General features: G+C 35.6%; 20 protein-coding genes. All 20 read right to left on the bottom strand.

Translation table 11 applies throughout. The features are described from left to right. Positions 1–44: 44 nt before the first annotated feature. Positions 45–1,217, bottom strand: a complete 1,173-nt coding sequence (locus NE544_RS01850) for an ABC transporter substrate-binding protein (RefSeq protein ID WP_256268120.1) — start codon at positions 1,215–1,217, stop codon at positions 45–47. Between the two features lie 181 nt (positions 1,218–1,398). Continuing rightward, positions 1,399–3,012: a chaperonin GroEL gene (gene groL, locus NE544_RS01845; RefSeq protein WP_118114293.1), complete on the bottom strand. Its 1,614-nt coding sequence runs from the start codon at positions 3,010–3,012 to the stop codon at positions 1,399–1,401. A 16-nt stretch (positions 3,013–3,028) separates the two neighbouring features. Further along, on the bottom strand, positions 3,029–3,289 hold the full coding sequence (locus NE544_RS01840) for a co-chaperone GroES family protein (protein WP_256268119.1): 261 nt from the start codon (positions 3,287–3,289) through the stop codon (positions 3,029–3,031). Positions 3,290–3,400: 111 nt separating this feature from the next. After that, positions 3,401–3,796: an ATP synthase F1 subunit epsilon gene (atpC, locus tag NE544_RS01835; RefSeq protein WP_227993836.1), complete on the bottom strand. Its 396-nt coding sequence runs from the start codon at positions 3,794–3,796 to the stop codon at positions 3,401–3,403. 2 nt (positions 3,797–3,798) lie between these two features. Then, positions 3,799–5,199: a F0F1 ATP synthase subunit beta gene (gene atpD, locus NE544_RS01830; RefSeq protein ID WP_117926255.1), complete on the bottom strand. Its 1,401-nt coding sequence runs from the start codon at positions 5,197–5,199 to the stop codon at positions 3,799–3,801. A 12-nt stretch (positions 5,200–5,211) separates the two neighbouring features. After that, a complete protein-coding gene (atpG, locus tag NE544_RS01825) occupies positions 5,212–6,060 on the bottom strand; it encodes an ATP synthase F1 subunit gamma (RefSeq protein WP_118114295.1) in 849 nt (282 codons plus the stop codon). After that, entirely contained in the window at positions 6,047–7,582 is a 1,536-nt protein-coding gene (gene atpA / locus NE544_RS01820) for a F0F1 ATP synthase subunit alpha (protein ID WP_117572067.1), read from the bottom strand. Before atpA ends, atpG begins: the two co-directional genes overlap by 14 nt. A gap of 12 nt (positions 7,583–7,594) precedes the next feature. Next, positions 7,595–8,122 carry an ATP synthase F1 subunit delta gene (gene atpH, locus NE544_RS01815; RefSeq protein WP_227993837.1) on the bottom strand — a complete coding sequence of 176 codons (528 nt, stop codon included), beginning with the start codon at positions 8,120–8,122 and terminating at the stop codon, positions 7,595–7,597. Beyond that, complete coding sequence (gene atpF, locus NE544_RS01810; protein ID WP_118114297.1) at positions 8,116–8,631, bottom strand: F0F1 ATP synthase subunit B; 516 nt, start codon at positions 8,629–8,631, stop codon at positions 8,116–8,118. Before atpF ends, atpH begins: the two co-directional genes overlap by 7 nt. An 18-nt stretch (positions 8,632–8,649) precedes the next feature. Then, complete coding sequence (gene atpE, locus NE544_RS01805) at positions 8,650–8,892, bottom strand: ATP synthase F0 subunit C (RefSeq protein WP_003864774.1); 243 nt, start codon at positions 8,890–8,892, stop codon at positions 8,650–8,652. A gap of 19 nt (positions 8,893–8,911) precedes the next feature. Continuing rightward, positions 8,912–9,619: a F0F1 ATP synthase subunit A gene (gene atpB, locus NE544_RS01800; RefSeq protein WP_118114298.1), complete on the bottom strand. Its 708-nt coding sequence runs from the start codon at positions 9,617–9,619 to the stop codon at positions 8,912–8,914. Continuing rightward, on the bottom strand, positions 9,612–9,980 hold the full coding sequence (locus tag NE544_RS01795) for a hypothetical protein (protein ID WP_117926267.1): 369 nt from the start codon (positions 9,978–9,980) through the stop codon (positions 9,612–9,614). Before NE544_RS01795 ends, atpB begins: the two co-directional genes overlap by 8 nt. A gap of 4 nt (positions 9,981–9,984) precedes the next feature. Next, a complete protein-coding gene (locus tag NE544_RS01790; RefSeq protein ID WP_227402493.1) occupies positions 9,985–10,128 on the bottom strand; it encodes an AtpZ/AtpI family protein in 144 nt (47 codons plus the stop codon). Positions 10,129–10,155: 27 nt separating this feature from the next. Further along, a complete protein-coding gene (upp, locus tag NE544_RS01785) occupies positions 10,156–10,776 on the bottom strand; it encodes a uracil phosphoribosyltransferase (RefSeq protein ID WP_118114299.1) in 621 nt (206 codons plus the stop codon). Between the two features lie 133 nt (positions 10,777–10,909). After that, entirely contained in the window at positions 10,910–11,650 is a 741-nt protein-coding gene (locus tag NE544_RS01780; protein ID WP_256268118.1) for an MBL fold metallo-hydrolase, read from the bottom strand. After that, positions 11,640–12,986 carry a replicative DNA helicase gene (gene dnaB / locus NE544_RS01775; protein WP_117572075.1) on the bottom strand — a complete coding sequence of 449 codons (1,347 nt, stop codon included), beginning with the start codon at positions 12,984–12,986 and terminating at the stop codon, positions 11,640–11,642. Before dnaB ends, NE544_RS01780 begins: the two co-directional genes overlap by 11 nt. A 1-nt stretch (position 12,987) precedes the next feature. After that, complete coding sequence (rplI, locus tag NE544_RS01770; protein WP_117572076.1) at positions 12,988–13,437, bottom strand: 50S ribosomal protein L9; 450 nt, start codon at positions 13,435–13,437, stop codon at positions 12,988–12,990. Then, positions 13,418–15,388, bottom strand: coding sequence for a DHH family phosphoesterase (locus tag NE544_RS01765; RefSeq protein WP_199670791.1), 1,971 nt, complete (start codon positions 15,386–15,388; stop codon positions 13,418–13,420). Before NE544_RS01765 ends, rplI begins: the two co-directional genes overlap by 20 nt. 11 nt (positions 15,389–15,399) lie before the next feature. Further along, positions 15,400–16,254, bottom strand: a complete 855-nt coding sequence (locus NE544_RS01760; protein ID WP_117572078.1) for a DUF2232 domain-containing protein — start codon at positions 16,252–16,254, stop codon at positions 15,400–15,402. Positions 16,255–16,303: 49 nt separating this feature from the next. Continuing rightward, entirely contained in the window at positions 16,304–16,534 is a 231-nt protein-coding gene (gene rpsR / locus NE544_RS01755; RefSeq protein ID WP_003864783.1) for a 30S ribosomal protein S18, read from the bottom strand. Between the last annotated feature and the right edge of the window lie 10 nt (positions 16,535–16,544).

Raw genomic sequence — 16,544 nt, 5'->3', positions numbered from 1 at the left:
CTTATTAAAAAAGAGGGGGAATTGTTCCCCCTTTGAACAAAGACTTATTTATTTGGATCTACTGAAACGGCTTCCGTTTGAACACCATCTACTAAGTTAACAACTAATACAGACTTTTTAGGTGAATGTGTCTTATCAAATGTGAATGAACCAGTTAAACCATCAAATTTAGTATCCGCAATAGCCTTTTGTAGATCTGCACCTGTTTTACCTGCTTTTTCTAAAGCTTGTAAACCTAAATTAGTAGCATCGTAAGTTAATGCAGAGAACATATTTGGAGCTTCTCCATATTCTTTAGTATACGCATCTACAAATGCAGTTAATTCATCACTTGCGTTAACTGTAGTATAAGCAGTTGAATAGTAGCAGTTATTTAAATTTTCACTACCAGCAAGTTCTGCTAATTTTTCTGATTCAAATCCATCAGCACCTAAAATTGTGCAATCCATACCAGCTTCACGAGCTTGTTTAATAATTAATCCAGCTTCTGAATAGTAACCAGCAATGAATAATACATCTGCACCTTTATCTTTTACTTTCGTGATGATACCGGCAAAGTCAGTATCTTTAGCGTTATAGCTTTCTGTAGCTACAACTTCTCCACCCAAATCTTCAAATTTTTGTGTAAATACTTTAGTAAGACCCTTTCCATAATCACTAACTTCATTGATAATTACAGCTTTTCTCTTTCCTAAATTTTCATATCCAAATTTAGCCATTGCCTTACCTTGATATGAATCTTCGAAACAAATACGGAACGCATATTCATAAGGAGAATCCCCATTCATTGTTGCATCTACCTGAGTAGCAGATGGTGAAATGACTGGAACTTGGTTTTGATCTGCTACTGGATATGTCGCAATAGAAGCACCTGAAGTTGCAGGTCCAACCTCAAAAGCTACACCATCTTCAGTCATCAATTTTGTAGCTGCTGAAGTAGATTCACTAGCATCTCCTTTATTGTCCATTTTGACAGCTTTAATTTTATATTTTGAATCCTTGTTTGCGTTATATTCCTTGATAGCAAGCGAAGCCCCTTTATACTCAGCTTGACCATAAGAAGCTACAGCACCAGACAATTCATAGTTCAAACCAATCTTGACTGTATCTCCTTCTTTTAATTCAGTTGCAGCAGTTCCACTTCCTGAACTACATCCGACTAACATGCTTAATGCGACAGCACTAGAAGCAAACGTTTTTAATAATTTACCTTTCATAATCTATACCTCCCTCGAGTTGTACAGATATAATAACGCAAGTGGAAAACGTTTTCAAGTTCTTTTTACATATTATTACATTTAATTTTTCATATTATTTTTTCATTTTACATTATTTTCAGATATTTTCTTAGACAAAAAAATAGCCAAAGCTATAAAACTTTGGCTATTCAATCAACTATTAATACATTCCCTGAGGCATTGCAGGTGCTGGTTCTTCTTTATCAATTTTAGCAACTCCAGCTTCTGTTGTTAAGAACAAAGCTGAAATACTAGAAGCATTCATCAATGCATTACGAGTTACTTTTGTAGGATCAATGATACCAGATTCAATCATATCTACCCATTCACCATGTTTCGCATCGAATCCTACATTTTCGCCTGCTTCTTTTTGCCTTTCAACAATCTCTTCACTATTATATCCAGCATTATCAGCAATCTGTGCAATTGGAGCTAACAATGCATCAAATACAACTTTAATACCTTTTTGTACATCAACTACGTCCGATTTTACTTCATCTTTCAAAGCAACATATGCCTTTACTAAACAAGCTCCACCACCAACTACAATACCTTCACTAACAGCAGCACGAGTTGAGTTCAACGCATCTTCAATACGAAGTTTCTTTTCTTTCAATTCACTTTCAGTTGCAGCACCCACTTTAATGATCGCAACACCATTTGATAATTTACCTAAACGCTCTGCCATACGTTTCTTATCATAATCACTTGTAGTGTTTTCCATTTGTGCTTCAATTTCAGCTACACGAGCAGCCACATCTTCTTTACTTCCAGCTCCACCAATCATTGTCGTATTATCTTTTGTGACAACAATCTTTTTAACTGTACCCAAATCCGATAACTGCATATCTTTTAATTCCATATTCAAATCTTTTGAATAGAATTTAGCACCTGTCATAATCGCAATATCTTGCAACATTTCTTTTTGGTTGTCACCAAAGCCCGGAGCTTTAGTCGCAACTACATTGAATGTTCCACGAAGTTTATTTAATGCCAAAGTAGAAACTACTTCATTTTCTAAATCTTCCGCAATAATCAATAACGCACGATTTGCCTGAACTAATTGTTCAAGTAAAGGCAAAATTTCTTGAATATTTGTGATCTTTTGATCTGTTACTAAAACATAAGCATTTTCCATTGTTGCTTCCATCTTTTCACGATCACTCACCATATATGGAGAAACATAGCCCTTGTCATACTGCATACCTTCACTGATTTCAAGTTCTGTTTCAAATCCCTTTGAATCATCTGTTGAAATAACACCATCACGACCGACTTTTTCCATCGCATCCGCAATAATCTTACCAATTTCTTCCGATCCAGATGAAATTGTCGCAACGTTGGCAATATCTTTACTGCTTTCTACTTTTTTAGACACGGACAAGATATACTCGCTCACAGCCTTAGCTGCTTTTTCAATACCTTCACGCATCAATACAGGATTTGCTCCACGATCCACTTGACGTAAACCATTTTCAATCATACTTTGAGCTAAAATTGTAGCTGTTGTTGTTCCATCTCCAGCTGTATCATTTGTCTTATTGGCAACTTCATATACCAATTTAGCACCCATATTTTCAAACTTATCTTCCAATTCAATTTCTTTGGCAATACTTACACCATCGTTTGTGATCAATGGAGATCCATATTCCTTTTCAAGAACAACATTACGTCCTTTAGGACCTAAAGTAACACGAACTGCATTTGCTAATGTGTTAACACCTCTTAACATGGATTCACGAGCATCTTTTGAAAAACGTACTTCTTTAGCCATAATTCATTACCTCCTACTACTTACTTACTGCAATGATATCTTCATCTTTGATGACAATGAATTCTTCATCATTAATCTTCATTGTGGTTCCTGAATATTCTTTATATAAAACTTTATCTCCACAAGCATATCCAGCATCTTTAACATCTGCACCCATACTTGCGACAACTGCAAGCTTTGACTTTTCTTTTCCACTTGTCAAAATGATTCCACTTGCCGTAGTTTTTTCTTCTTTCTCTTTCTTTAATAAAACATAATCATGTAAAGGTTGTAACATAATTCATCCTCCTTTTAGCACTTAACTGTTCTAACTGCTAAATACTATTATACTCATTTTTAGCACTGATGCAACAAGTTTGCTAAAATTTAAAAAAGAAAATGGCGAGGATTACTCGCCATATACATGAATTCTATTAATTGCTCTTTCCAATGATAACTGAGCTCTTTTTAGATTTGTATCTGAATCTTTTTTCTCTAAACGCGCTTTAGCACGTTCCATTGATTTTTTTGCACGCTCAAGATCGATATCTTTTTTTCCTTCGATCGCATCAGCTAGAATCATGCCTTCATTTTTGTTGAATTGTAAAAAGCCACCAGAAATCGCAAAGATTTCTTCTTCATCATTTTCGTTTTTCAAAACAAGCTTACAAGGTACCAAAGATGCAAAGATAGGCATGTGATTTGGTAAAATTGTTGTTTCTCCAACCACCGTCTTTACATGGATACTTTTGACTTCCTGCTTTAAATATTCGCCTTTTGGTGTTACTACTTTAAAAGCAATCATGACTATTCACCAGCCATTTTTTTAGCTTTTTCTTGTGCTTCTTCAATTGTTCCAACAAACATGAATGCTTGTTCTGGAAGATCATCAAATTCACCTGCTAATAAGCGTTCGAAACTTCGAATTGTATCTTCCAAAGGTACATATTTTCCAGGAATACCAGAGAATACTTCGGCAACATTAAATGGTTGAGACAAGAAGTTACGAACACGACGTGCACGGTTAACAACTTTCTTATCTTCTTCACTTAATTCATCCATACCTAAGATGGCAATGATATCCTGTAAATCTTTATATCTCTGTAGAATATTTTGAACTCCACGGGCTACTTTATAGTGCTTTTCACCAACTACAAGTGGATCCAAAATACGTGAACTTGATTCAAGTGGATCTACGGCAGGATAAATACCTAATGCCGCAATGTCACGGTCTAATACCGTTTTTGCATCCAAGTGAGAGAATGTTGTTGCTGGAGCTGGGTCAGTCAAATCATCCGCAGGCACATAAATAGCCTGTACAGAAGTGATAGAGCCATCTTTTGTTGATGTGATTCTTTCTTGCAACTGTCCCATTTCTGTAGCTAATGTAGGCTGATATCCTACAGCACTAGGAACACGTCCTAATAAGGCACTAACTTCAGATCCTGCCTGTGTAAAACGGAAAATATTATCAATAAACAATAATACGTCCTGGTGTTCTACATCACGGAAATATTCTGCCATTGTTAGACCAGTTAATCCAACACGCATTCTGGCTCCTGGACTTTCATTCATCTGTCCATAAACCAATACTGTTTTATCTAATACGCCGCTGTCTTTCATCTCGTGATACATATCATTTCCTTCACGAGTTCTTTCTCCAACGCCTACTACAACGGATTTACCACCATGTTCTTTGGCAATATTGTGGATCAACTCTTGAATCAATACGGTTTTACCTACTCCGGCACCACCGAACAATCCAATCTTACCACCCTTTGCATAAGGACATAGTAAGTCAATAACTTTAATACCTGTTTCCAATGGTTCGCTTGTTGTACTTTGTTCATCAAATGCTGGTGCCTTTCTGTGAATTGGCATAGTTTGAGCATCTACATCACCTAAACCATCAATTGGTTTACCCAAAACATTAAACATACGACCCAATACATTTTCTCCGACAGGAGCCTGAATTGGTTTTTTAGTATCAATGGCATCCATACCACGAACCAAACCATCTGTACTTCCCATCGCAATACAACGTACTCTATCAGCACCGATATCTTGTTCGACTTCTACAATTAGATTTTCTTCATTTGGGCGTTCAATTTCAATTGCCGTTAATAAATCTGGTAAATTATTTTGTGAAAATTGAATATCCACAACCGGACCAATGATCTCAACGACTTTTCCAATATTTTGACTCATGTTTACCCTCCTTTATGAAAGTGCATTTGCACCACCGACAATTTCAGTGATTTCTTGCGTGATAGCACCTTGACGTACACGGTTATATGCAAGTTCAAGATTATCCTGCAATTCTTCTGCATTGTCAGTTGCACTCTCCATTGCCATTCTTCGAGAAGCCTGTTCACTTGTTTTACTCTCTAGATAACGAGAATAAAGGATTGATTTTGTCACCATAGGAATCATGTTTTGTAGCATGGTTTCCTTATCTGGCTCAAAAATCATATCCGCATGCATACCTGACTTCTTTTCTTCCTGAGGCTTAGAAACAGGTAAAACCGTTTCTAAAGTAGGAACAAATGTCAATGTGTTCTTATAGTGCGTATATAAAATTTGAATTTTTGAAATTTCTTTCTTTTCAAACAAGTCTAATGCATCCTGCATACATTTCGATAAAGCATCATATACATCATCCTCGTCAAGATCACTTAATACATTTTTAACGTTGTAGTTTCTTTTTGAAATCCATGCAGAACCACGAATCCCTATCATAACTACATGATCCTTTTCAGAAAACTCATCTTGTATCATACGATACACGTTTGCGTTGTAGCCACCACAAAGTCCCATATCACTTGTGATCACAAAGATAAAGCTTGGCTTTCCTTGATTCTCATTTAAATACATAGAATCATCTCCAGCACTACGAAGTACCATTGTGAATAGTTCTTGAAGACCTTGTGCATAACTACGGTTTTCTTCCATAATTTGTCTTTGTCTAGTTAATTTACTTGAAGCAATCAGCTGCATTGCTTTTGTGATTTTTTTAGTTGAACTAACGGAACTGATTCGGGCCTGAATAGCCTGTCTACTCTGTGCCATGTTGCGCACCCTTTTCTAGTGCATATTGTTTTGCGTATGCATCCAAAGCCTTCTTAATATCCGCTTCTAATTCATCGTCAATTGCCTTTTTCATTTCAATCTGATCTAAAACATAAGGATATTCACGATGTACATACTCCAACATTCCTTGTTCAAATTCACCAACTTGGTCTACTTCAACAGGTTTTAAATATCTATTTTTTGCAGCATACAAAGATAATACTTGTTCAGGCACTGTTAATGGTGAATATTGTTTTTGAATCAATAATTGAGTTAATCTTGCACCATGATCCAATACATCTTTTGTACTCGCATCCAAATCTGAACCAAACTTCGCAAAAGATTCCATTTCACGATATTGAGCTAGTTCAAGCTTTAATGAACCAGAAACCTGTTTCATTGCTTTTGTCTGTGCAGCACTACCTACACGACTTACACTTAAACCACTATCTACACTTGGACGAACGCCTTCATTAAACATATCTGTTTTCAAGAAAATCTGTCCATCCGTAATTGAAATTACGTTTGTAGGAATATAGGCAGAGATATCTCCGGCCTGTGTTTCAATAATTGGTAAAGCTGTTAAAGATCCACCACCATAATTCTCATTTAAACGTGCAGCACGCTCTAATAAACGTGAATGTAAGTAGAATACATCTCCAGGATACGCTTCACGTCCAGGAGGACGACGAAGAAGTAAAGACAGTGTACGGTAAGCTACGGCATGTTTTGATAAGTCATCATAAACAATTAATACGTCTTCTCCGTTTTCCATCCATTCTTCACCCATTGCACAACCTGCATAAGGTGCAATATATTGTAATGGTGCTGCTTCAGATGCAGTAGCCGCTACGATCGTAGTATATTCCATAGCTCCGTGTTGTTTTAATTTTTCAACGATTTGAGCTACAGTACTTGCCTTTTGACCAATCGCTACATAAATACATTTTACATTTTGACCTTTTTGATTCAAAATCGTATCGATTGCGATTGCTGTTTTACCAGTCTGACGGTCACCAATGATCAACTCACGTTGTCCACGACCAATTGGAATCATAGAGTCAATAATTTTTAAACCCGTTTGTAATGGAACCGATACACTCTTTCTTGTCATTACACCTGGGGCCACACGTTCTACTGGACGTGTTCTATCTGTTTTGATTTCACCTAAACCATCAATCGGTTGTCCTAATGCATTGACAACACGACCCATCAAACTATCACCAACTGGAACTTCAATGATGTGACCTGTACGTTTTACAACGTCACCTTCTTTGATATCGGAATTATCACCTAGTAATACGACACCTACTTGTTCGTCTTCTAAGTTCATGACCATACCATATACATCGTGAGGGAATAACAACAATTCACTCATCATGGCATTTTTCAATCCATATACCGTTGCGATACCATCACCTACTGTTAGGATAGTACCACTTTCATTCATTTCAAGATCCTGGTCGATACTTTGAATTTGAGCTTTGATTAATTTTGAAATCTCTGCTGGATTTAAACTCATCATATCACCTGCTTATCTATTAATTGCTTCCTTCATTGCGTCAATCTTCGCAATGACCGTATTATCCATCACTAAATCATTTGCCTGTACTTTAATACCTGCAATCAAAGATGGATCCACTTGTACTTCAAGTTCAAGTGTCTTATTCATTTTTTTCTCTAACATCTCTTTCAATCTTGATAATTGATCTTCATCTAGTTTTGATGCACTCGTTACTTTGACGATTTCAATTCTATGTTTCTTTCGATAACACTCTTCATACGCATCACTGATTTTATCAAGATGAGAAAGTTCATTATGCTCATTTAACACAAGCAAGAAACGAAATACAGTTGTATCTAATTCGGATTCGAAAGCTGTTTGGATGATTTCCTTTTTCTTTACTCGAGGAATACTTGGATGTGCTAGAATCTTGCTTAATTCTGGTACTGAAGTAATCACTTGCGCTACTTGCTTTAGCTCTGACATCCAAGCCATTTCTTGCTTTGAATCTTGTGCTAATTCAAATAGAGCCTGGGCATAAGGCGTGTAATCTACCATTGTTTATCGCCTGCCTGTTCAATAAAATCTTCCACAAACTGCTTCTGTGTTTCTTCATCCATTTCTTTTTTAATCAACTGACTAGCTGCGCTTAATGCAACATCGCTAATTGCTTTTTTCATTTCTTTTTGAGCGTCACGCTTCTGACGTTCGATATCTTCATTTGCGTTTTTCTTAATACGCAAAGCTTCGTCATTTGCTTCTTTTATAATCTGCTGTTTTTCTTGATCCGCATGTGCTCTAGCTGAAACAAGAATGGTATGAGCTTCTTGCGATACATTACGCAATTTTTCATCATACTGTTCTTTGACATCTTCAGCCTGCTTTTTAATAGCTACTGAAGAATCGATATTTTCTTGAATTAAATCTTGTCGTTTTTGAATTAATGTTAGTAATTTTTCCCAAAAGAATTTTTTGGCAAACATTACAATCAAAAAAGTAGAAATACAAACTAAAACAACATCGGTCAATGAAATTCGCAAATAATTGTCAATATTAAAGTCAATCATTACCGATTCTCCTAATCATTAACCTTTAATGAAAATCAATAAAATCGCAATGATCAAAGCATAGATACCTGTTGTTTCGGCTAAGGCGATACCTAATACCATGATAGATTGAATTTTACTTGCTGCATCTGGGTTACGACCAACGCTTTCTGCACCTTTACTAGCTGCAATACCCTGACCAATACCAGGACCTAAACCAGCAATCATCGCAATACCTGCACCTAAGCAAGCCATACCACGTACGAAAAATTCATTAAACATTTTATTTTCCTCCTATTTATTAATCTTCTTGAATCGCCACTTGCTGTCCTAAGAAGAACGAGCTTAGTGTAAAGAAGATATATGTCTGAATTACACCTGAGAATATATCAAAATACATATGCAAAAATGGTGTTACTAATAATCCTAACAATCCTATTGGCATCAACATTTTAATCAATGTATACACCAACATAGAAATGATATATCCTGCCAAAATATTACCAAATAAACGCATTGTTAATGAGATAGGCAACGCCAACTCTCCTATGACATTCAATGGTGTCAACAAGAACATCGGCTCTGTCAACTCTTTCATTCGTGCTAATAATCCACCTTTTTTAATACCATTACCTTGGATCATCAACCACATTGTGACAGCCAATGTCGCATTAAAACTTACATTGCTCGTTGGATTTTGAAGCCCAATCAAACCAATCAAGTTACTTACAATCATCATCACAATCAAAGTGCCAAACATAGGAATATATTTCTTTGTAGTTTCCCTTAAGTTATCTTTAATTACGTAAAGCACTAAGTTGTAGATCTCCTCACAAATATACACAATCCCTTTACTAGCTTTTGAAGGATCTTGTTTTTCAATTTTCTTCCCCGCAAAGTAGAAGAAAAACGCAAAGAAAACACAAATTCCAAGCCATACAAGAATAGATTGTTGAATCTGTAAAGAGAACTTTCCAATGTGAATGATAATTGCACTTACATCACTCATGGAAATCCTCCTTTTCTTTTAGTGCATATAAAAGAATAGCTCCTTTATTGCACATAAGCCCAACAAGAACTGCCAAAATTGGCAACTCCATTAATTGACAAATAACTAAAACTAGACCATACATAAGATATCTTTTCATGTATTCTTGTGTACCTATCTTTTTTCCAGCTATTTCATCTGTTGGAATATTTAAAGCCATTTGAACAATCTTACGATACCCCACTAAGCCTGTAAGGCAACCTATCCAAACCGCTATAAATACTTGAATCATTTGAGAATGAAAAATAACTGCACAAACCAAAGAGCAAAATAAACTAAATATCAAAGTATACTTTACTATTTTTTTATTCATTTGCTGCATTGCTTTACCTCGATTTTTTTATTAATAAAATAATACTACCAATAATGCTGTACATTAAACCTACAATCACAAATAAAGGCGTAGTATGTAACCAGCCATCAATATTATAACCAATAAGTCCAAATATGAGCATGCTTGTGCATAACATTCCCGAAAAAGCATAAGGTTTCATCAATTACTTCGTACCGAAAATACGATCTCCAGCATCTCCTAAACCAGGAACAATATATCCATGTTCATTTAAATGGTCATCTAATGAAGCTAAGTAAATATCTACATCTGGATGTGCTTTTTCAACTGCTTTAACACCTTCAGGTGCACCAACCAAACAAACCAACTTCACATTTGTAGCCCCTTGCTTCTTAACCATATCGATTGCTGCTACACTTGAACCACCAGTTGCCAACATTGGATCCACAACGATTGTGATCGCATCTTCTAAGTTCTTTGGATATTTTTCAAAATAAGTATGTGGCTCTAGCGTTTCTTCATCACGATACATACCAACATGTGCAATCTTTGCGGTTGGAATCAAATCCTGAATTCCATTTACCATACCTAGTCCAGCACGTAAAATTGGCACAATCACGACTTTTTTAGCCAATTCATAACCTGTGTACTGACAAATTGGTGTTTCGATTTCAATTGGTTTCAAAGGCAAATCACGAGTGATTTCATAAACCATTAATCCTCCAATTTCATCTAAATTTTGACGAAAATCTTTCGTTCCCGTTTCTTTTTTTCGCATAACTGTTAATTTATGCTTAATCAACGGATGATCAATAACTTTTAACATTTAAATTACCTACCTTTATAGCCATAATTATACCATCCTTGTCCATAATAGAAAACACTGAAAGAAAGGGTTTTCCCCAAATCTTCCAGTGCTTAATTATATAGATATTCAATTTTTTAATCAGTAAACAATTCTACTCAATTGTCAAAATTTCAAACTGCTTTGCCGCTCTTACATCAATTCCAGAAGGATGTAAGTCCTTTCGTAATAGTACATTCGAAAATGTATCCAATGCTAGATCTTGCGTATTCGCCTCTTCACTCAAATGCGCAAGAACAATATTTTTTGTCTTCGCATTGATCAAGGAAGTTAAATTTAAACTTGAATCTTCATTATTCAAATGCCCATTATCACTCAAAATACGCTGCTTTAAAAACATCGGACGCTTTGTATGCATCAAACGATCCACATCGTGATTGCTTTCAAAGATATAATGGTCTGCATTCGCAATATACGGTTTGATTTGATTGGGTACATAACCTGTATCTGTTACATACACAAGTTTTTCTTTATCCGACTCTACCACAAAACCAATTGTATGTGGCGAATCATGAGACAAACCTAGAAATTGAATGCTCAAATCTTTGATAATCAACTTTTGATTCGGTACTACATCATGTTTACCTAACGCATCCTTTAAATCACAATAAGAATACACATCCAAATGCTTAAAATGCTTTAACTGCGAAACATGATCCGAATGAGCATGACTAATCAAGACACCATTTGTATCATCAACACAAGCTCCAACCTTTTTAAAGCTTTCCATCAAATACTTTTTTGTTGAACCACAATCAATCAACAATTGCGTATCGTCATGACGAATCAAACAACTGTTGCCTTTTGAGCCACTACACAATAAATCAATGCGCATAAATATCATCTCCAGAGGCTTCTAAATTTGTAAAACGAGATATATTCTTTTCAAAAGCCAATTGAATCTTTCCAATACCACCATTACGATGTTTTGCCAAAGATAAATCAACAACTTCTGTTTCTTCTTGTGATTCCTTATCTTTATCATAATAATTACTACGATATAGAAACATTACGATATCGGCATCCTGCTCGATTGATCCAGACTCACGTAAATCGGACAATTGCGGTTCATGATCCGTTCTTTCTTCAACCTTACGAGAAAGCTGAGAAAGCGCAATAACTGGACATTCCATTTCTTTTGCCAAAATTTTTAAATTACGCGAAATATCACTAACCTCTTGTTGACGAGAATCTGCACGTGTTCCCGTAATCAGCTGCAAGTAGTCAATTACAACTAAAGAAATAGAGCCATTTTCACTCTTTAATTTACGACACTTCGAGAAAATCTGAGATACCTTGATACTACTTGTGTCATCAATATAAATCTTTCTTTCACTCAAATGTGAACCTGCCTCATATAAACGAGACATTTCTTCATTTGTCAATTTACCACTACGAAGCTTATCCGAATATACCTGAGATTCCGAACTCATTAAACGCTTCATCATCGAATCACTAGGCATTTCCAGTGAAAATATCGCAACAGCTCCTTCATTACGTTTCGCAACTTGAGCTGCAAAATTTAAAGCCAAGGCACTCTTTCCCATGGCAGGACGAGCTGCAAGAATAATTAAATCGCCTCGCTGAAAACCATTCGTCATACGATCCAATAAGACATAACCCGTTTCAATTCCAGTTACACCTTTCATCGTACGAAGCTCTTTTAATTCATTAATGACACGAGTAACGATTTCTTCACTTGATTCAAATTCGCTTCCCCTACGATGTCTAGTTACATCCATAACTAAACGTTCCGCATCATCTAAAACTGTATCAATATCTTCGCCAGATGAATAGCCTTCTTCACTAATTTTATCCGCAACATAAATCAACCTTCTTAGCTGTGCCTTGTTTTTGATCGTTTCAATATAAGATCTTGATGTTGCACTCGAAATAGCTGAGTCTGCCAAACGAATAATATAATCTGCTCCTTGACTAGACTCTAACTGATCTGTTTCCTGTAAACGATTGACCACCGTATTCATATCAATAGGCTGACCATTTTCATGAATTGTACAGATAGCCTGATAAATCTGCTGATGAGAAGGCAAATAAAATTCTTCTGCATGTAGATCGAGTTCCTGACAATCTTGAATGACTTTAGGATATACCATCAAAGAGCCAAGCACTGATTGTTCTAAGGAAACTGCGTTAGGCATTTCACGCGACATATTATGCCTTTTCACTTACATGAACAACAATTTCACCAATCACTTGTCCACGATATAAATCCACAGGAACACGAGTCACACCTAAAGATGCGATAGATTGTTCCAATTGAAGTTTTCTTTTATCTACACGAATCCCTTTTTTAGATAAAGCTTCCACAATTTGTTTACTAGAAACAGAACCAAAAGTAGCTCCATTTTTACCTGTACTCAAAGTAAACTCTAAAGTAATACCCTTTAAAGTTTCGCTCAAAGCTTCAGCTTCTTTTTTTAACTCAGCCTCATGTTCAGCTCTTTCTTCCATTTGTTTATCTAAAACTTTGGCAGAACCCTTTGTATACGCAATCGCCGATTTATTCTTAAATAAGAAATTTCTTGCGTAGCCATCACTTACCTCAACTACATCATCTTTCTTTCCTAATTTACGAATATCTTTAAGCAATATTACCTTCATTTTTAAGTTCCTCCTCTATACAATTTAAGATCATATCCTTCATCTGTTGCACGGATACACCTTCTCTTTCGACAGCAGCCGCACTAAAGTGGCCACCACCATTTAACTTTTCCATAATTTTTTGAACATTATAAGACCCATCACTACGAGCACTTACCGCAACGGCATTCGGATTTGTCTTTACCTTTGCGATGGTAAAACTAGCAACACAGCCTTTAATCAATAATAAAGCTTGTGAAACCTGAGCCATCATCGTCTTATCTAATGTTTCATCATCAATCGCTGCAATCATAAAATGATTGTAGTAAGGTTTTGCCTGCTGAATCAATGCATTCTTCATAGAGAAATACAAATAGTCTTCACACAAAGCTTTTTCAGCACGACTTGTATTAGCTCCCCAATTTTGTAAGGCAGCTGCTGCTTCAAACGTACGGGCATCCGTATGCATTTTAAAACGATTTGTATCCACTAAAATACCCAAATACATAATCGTCGCTTCCATTTCATAAATAGGAATATGATTTGGAATATTTTGAAGCAATTCAACAATTAATTCACACGCTGAACTTGCACTGCTTTCAACATATGTCAACAAAGTATTCTTAACAAACGCATCACTACGTCTATGATGATCAATCACAAGGATACGATTGCATTGATCCACAAATTCTTTGACACTTGATATTGCAGGAATACCATGATCAGCCATAATCAATAAATCTTTATTATAATCTATAGAATCCATCGCCTCATCTGGAGTAATCAAAGTATGTCTTTCTTGAATGACAGTAACAAATGAATTCATCATTTCTTGAAGCTGCTCATCCCTAGGAACATCCTTTAAAACAATAAATACTTCCTTGCCTAACGCATGTACCCAGCTAGATAAAGCTAGACATGCTCCCATACAGTCAAAATCACTCATAACATGCCCTGCAATATAGACACGATTCGATTCCATAATAGCTTCTTGAATAGATTGTGCCATAATGCGTACACGAACTTTAGAACGTGTTGAACTTGTTTCTGAGTTTCCACCCACAAATTGAACCGTTCCTCCACTTGAACGAATAGCCGCCTGATCTCCACCACGACTTTGTGCAAGTTCAATCAATTCATTGACCATATCATCGAGTACCGTAAAATCATTTGATCCATACGCAAAAGCCATACTTAACGTAATTGAAACATCTAATTTATTTGCCTCATCCTTAATAAGTTGTAAAATAGTAAAATTCTGCTTCCGTACTTCCGTTAAGATTTCTTTATTCAAAATCACCAAAAAACGATCTGAACGTAAACGTCTAACAAACATCTTATTATCTTTAGCCCACGTTACTAAAGCAGCTCTTAAATGTGTATTGATTTGGGCCATGATTTCTTCATTTTCATAAGACTGATATTCCATATAGTTATCTAGCTGCAACAACCCAATCACTATTTCATTGTCCAAATACTGCTGACGCATATTATAGTAATCTGTAATATCTTTCACATATAAAATTTGAGCATCTCTTTTTCTCGTGATTTCGTAAATTCGACCTTCCGATTTTCCAATAACCATATCCACATCGTCATCAAACAAAGTACGAATATTACTGATCCAGCTGGTTAATTTACTATTAGTCAACGTAATACCCTTCTCTTTAAAGAAAGGTGAAGCCCAAGTTACAATGTATTCTTCGTTATAAGTTAAGATACCCACATCACCAAAATTCAAAGCATCTTTGGCATCTTTACCTAAAACTCTTGAAATATCTACTTCCGTCTTCATTCCATGTTCTTTTAAAGATTTCCAAAAGCCAAAGAAAGCACAGATAAAAACAATCCATACAATCAAAGCGGCAATCATATATATATATTCTTTCTTTAAAAACAACAGGATTGATAGTATAAGGCCCAAAGCTAGACCTGTAATGCATAGACTACGCCACTTTTCAAACTGTTTCATATAGAAAACCTCTATTCTTTTCGTAACTGTAAAAGACAGTCCAACTCTCCCATAAACATCCACAATAAATTAAGTCCAGGCACAAACGCACCAAAAATAGAAAGAAATGACCATTTCTTCTTTTGGTATTTGACACATAAACTCATAAAATAAACAACTCCAAAATATAATAACAAGGTACAATCCACAAAGAAAATAACTTGTGCTAAATCAACGATCCCCGTTGGACATTCTATCACATTTTGAACAAAAAAGAACGCAATCCACACCACAACAGAACCTATGCCTATCCATCTTGGGCTTTGTACCTTAGATAATGGTTGCGGCGGAATAATGTCCATATGCATACGTAAACACACCATTAATGCTACTAAATGAATACATAATGCCTGTAATAGACCTAGTAATCCTATCATCAAGTATGTAAATACTTTTAAGCTTATGAAAGGAATATATTGTGAAATCAAGCGGAAATCCTCATAGAAATCAATGCCAAACAAAGTACTCCACAATAGAATAATGCATAAATTGGCTATAATAGAAAGAATAAAACAAATAATAAAATTAGTCATATTCTTAGCATGTTTAAACACGCCCACCCCATATATAAATCCAATTAATAATGAGGTCCAACTATAAAACCAGGTTGTAAAGCCACCAAAAAACATCGTCATCAAACCCATGCATATGGTAACCAATGCGCCCATTTTAACACCATTCATGGCTGTATAAATAAGTACAGGAAATGCAAAAATCCAAGAAGCGCTGGATTCAATCATCAATGCACTCTGTTGATTTAAAAATAATAAAGCTCCATAAATAGCGCAAACCATCGCGCCTTTAGTAATTTGTTTTGTTTTTATCATACGACTATTATATAAAATAAAAAAAAAGACTTCAATATATGAAGTCTAATTAGTCAACCACGTAAGGTAACAAAGCCATTTGACGAGCACGTTTAATAGCTGTTGCTAACATTCTTTGGTATTTTGCACGAGTTCCAGTCACACGTCTAGGAATAATTTTTCCGTTAGCGTTGATGAAACGTTTTAATAATTCTACGTCTTTGTAGTCGATTTCCTTAATTTTGTTCTTAGTGAAGTAACAAACTTTTTTACGACCCATACGTTGTTTTTTAAATGCCATAAGTAAGTCC

This window comes from Holdemanella sp. MSK.7.32 (genome assembly GCF_024460475.1).
Lineage (GTDB): Bacteria > Bacillota_I > Bacilli_A > Erysipelotrichales > Erysipelotrichaceae > Holdemanella.
This window is presented reverse-complemented; position numbering and strand designations above follow the sequence as displayed.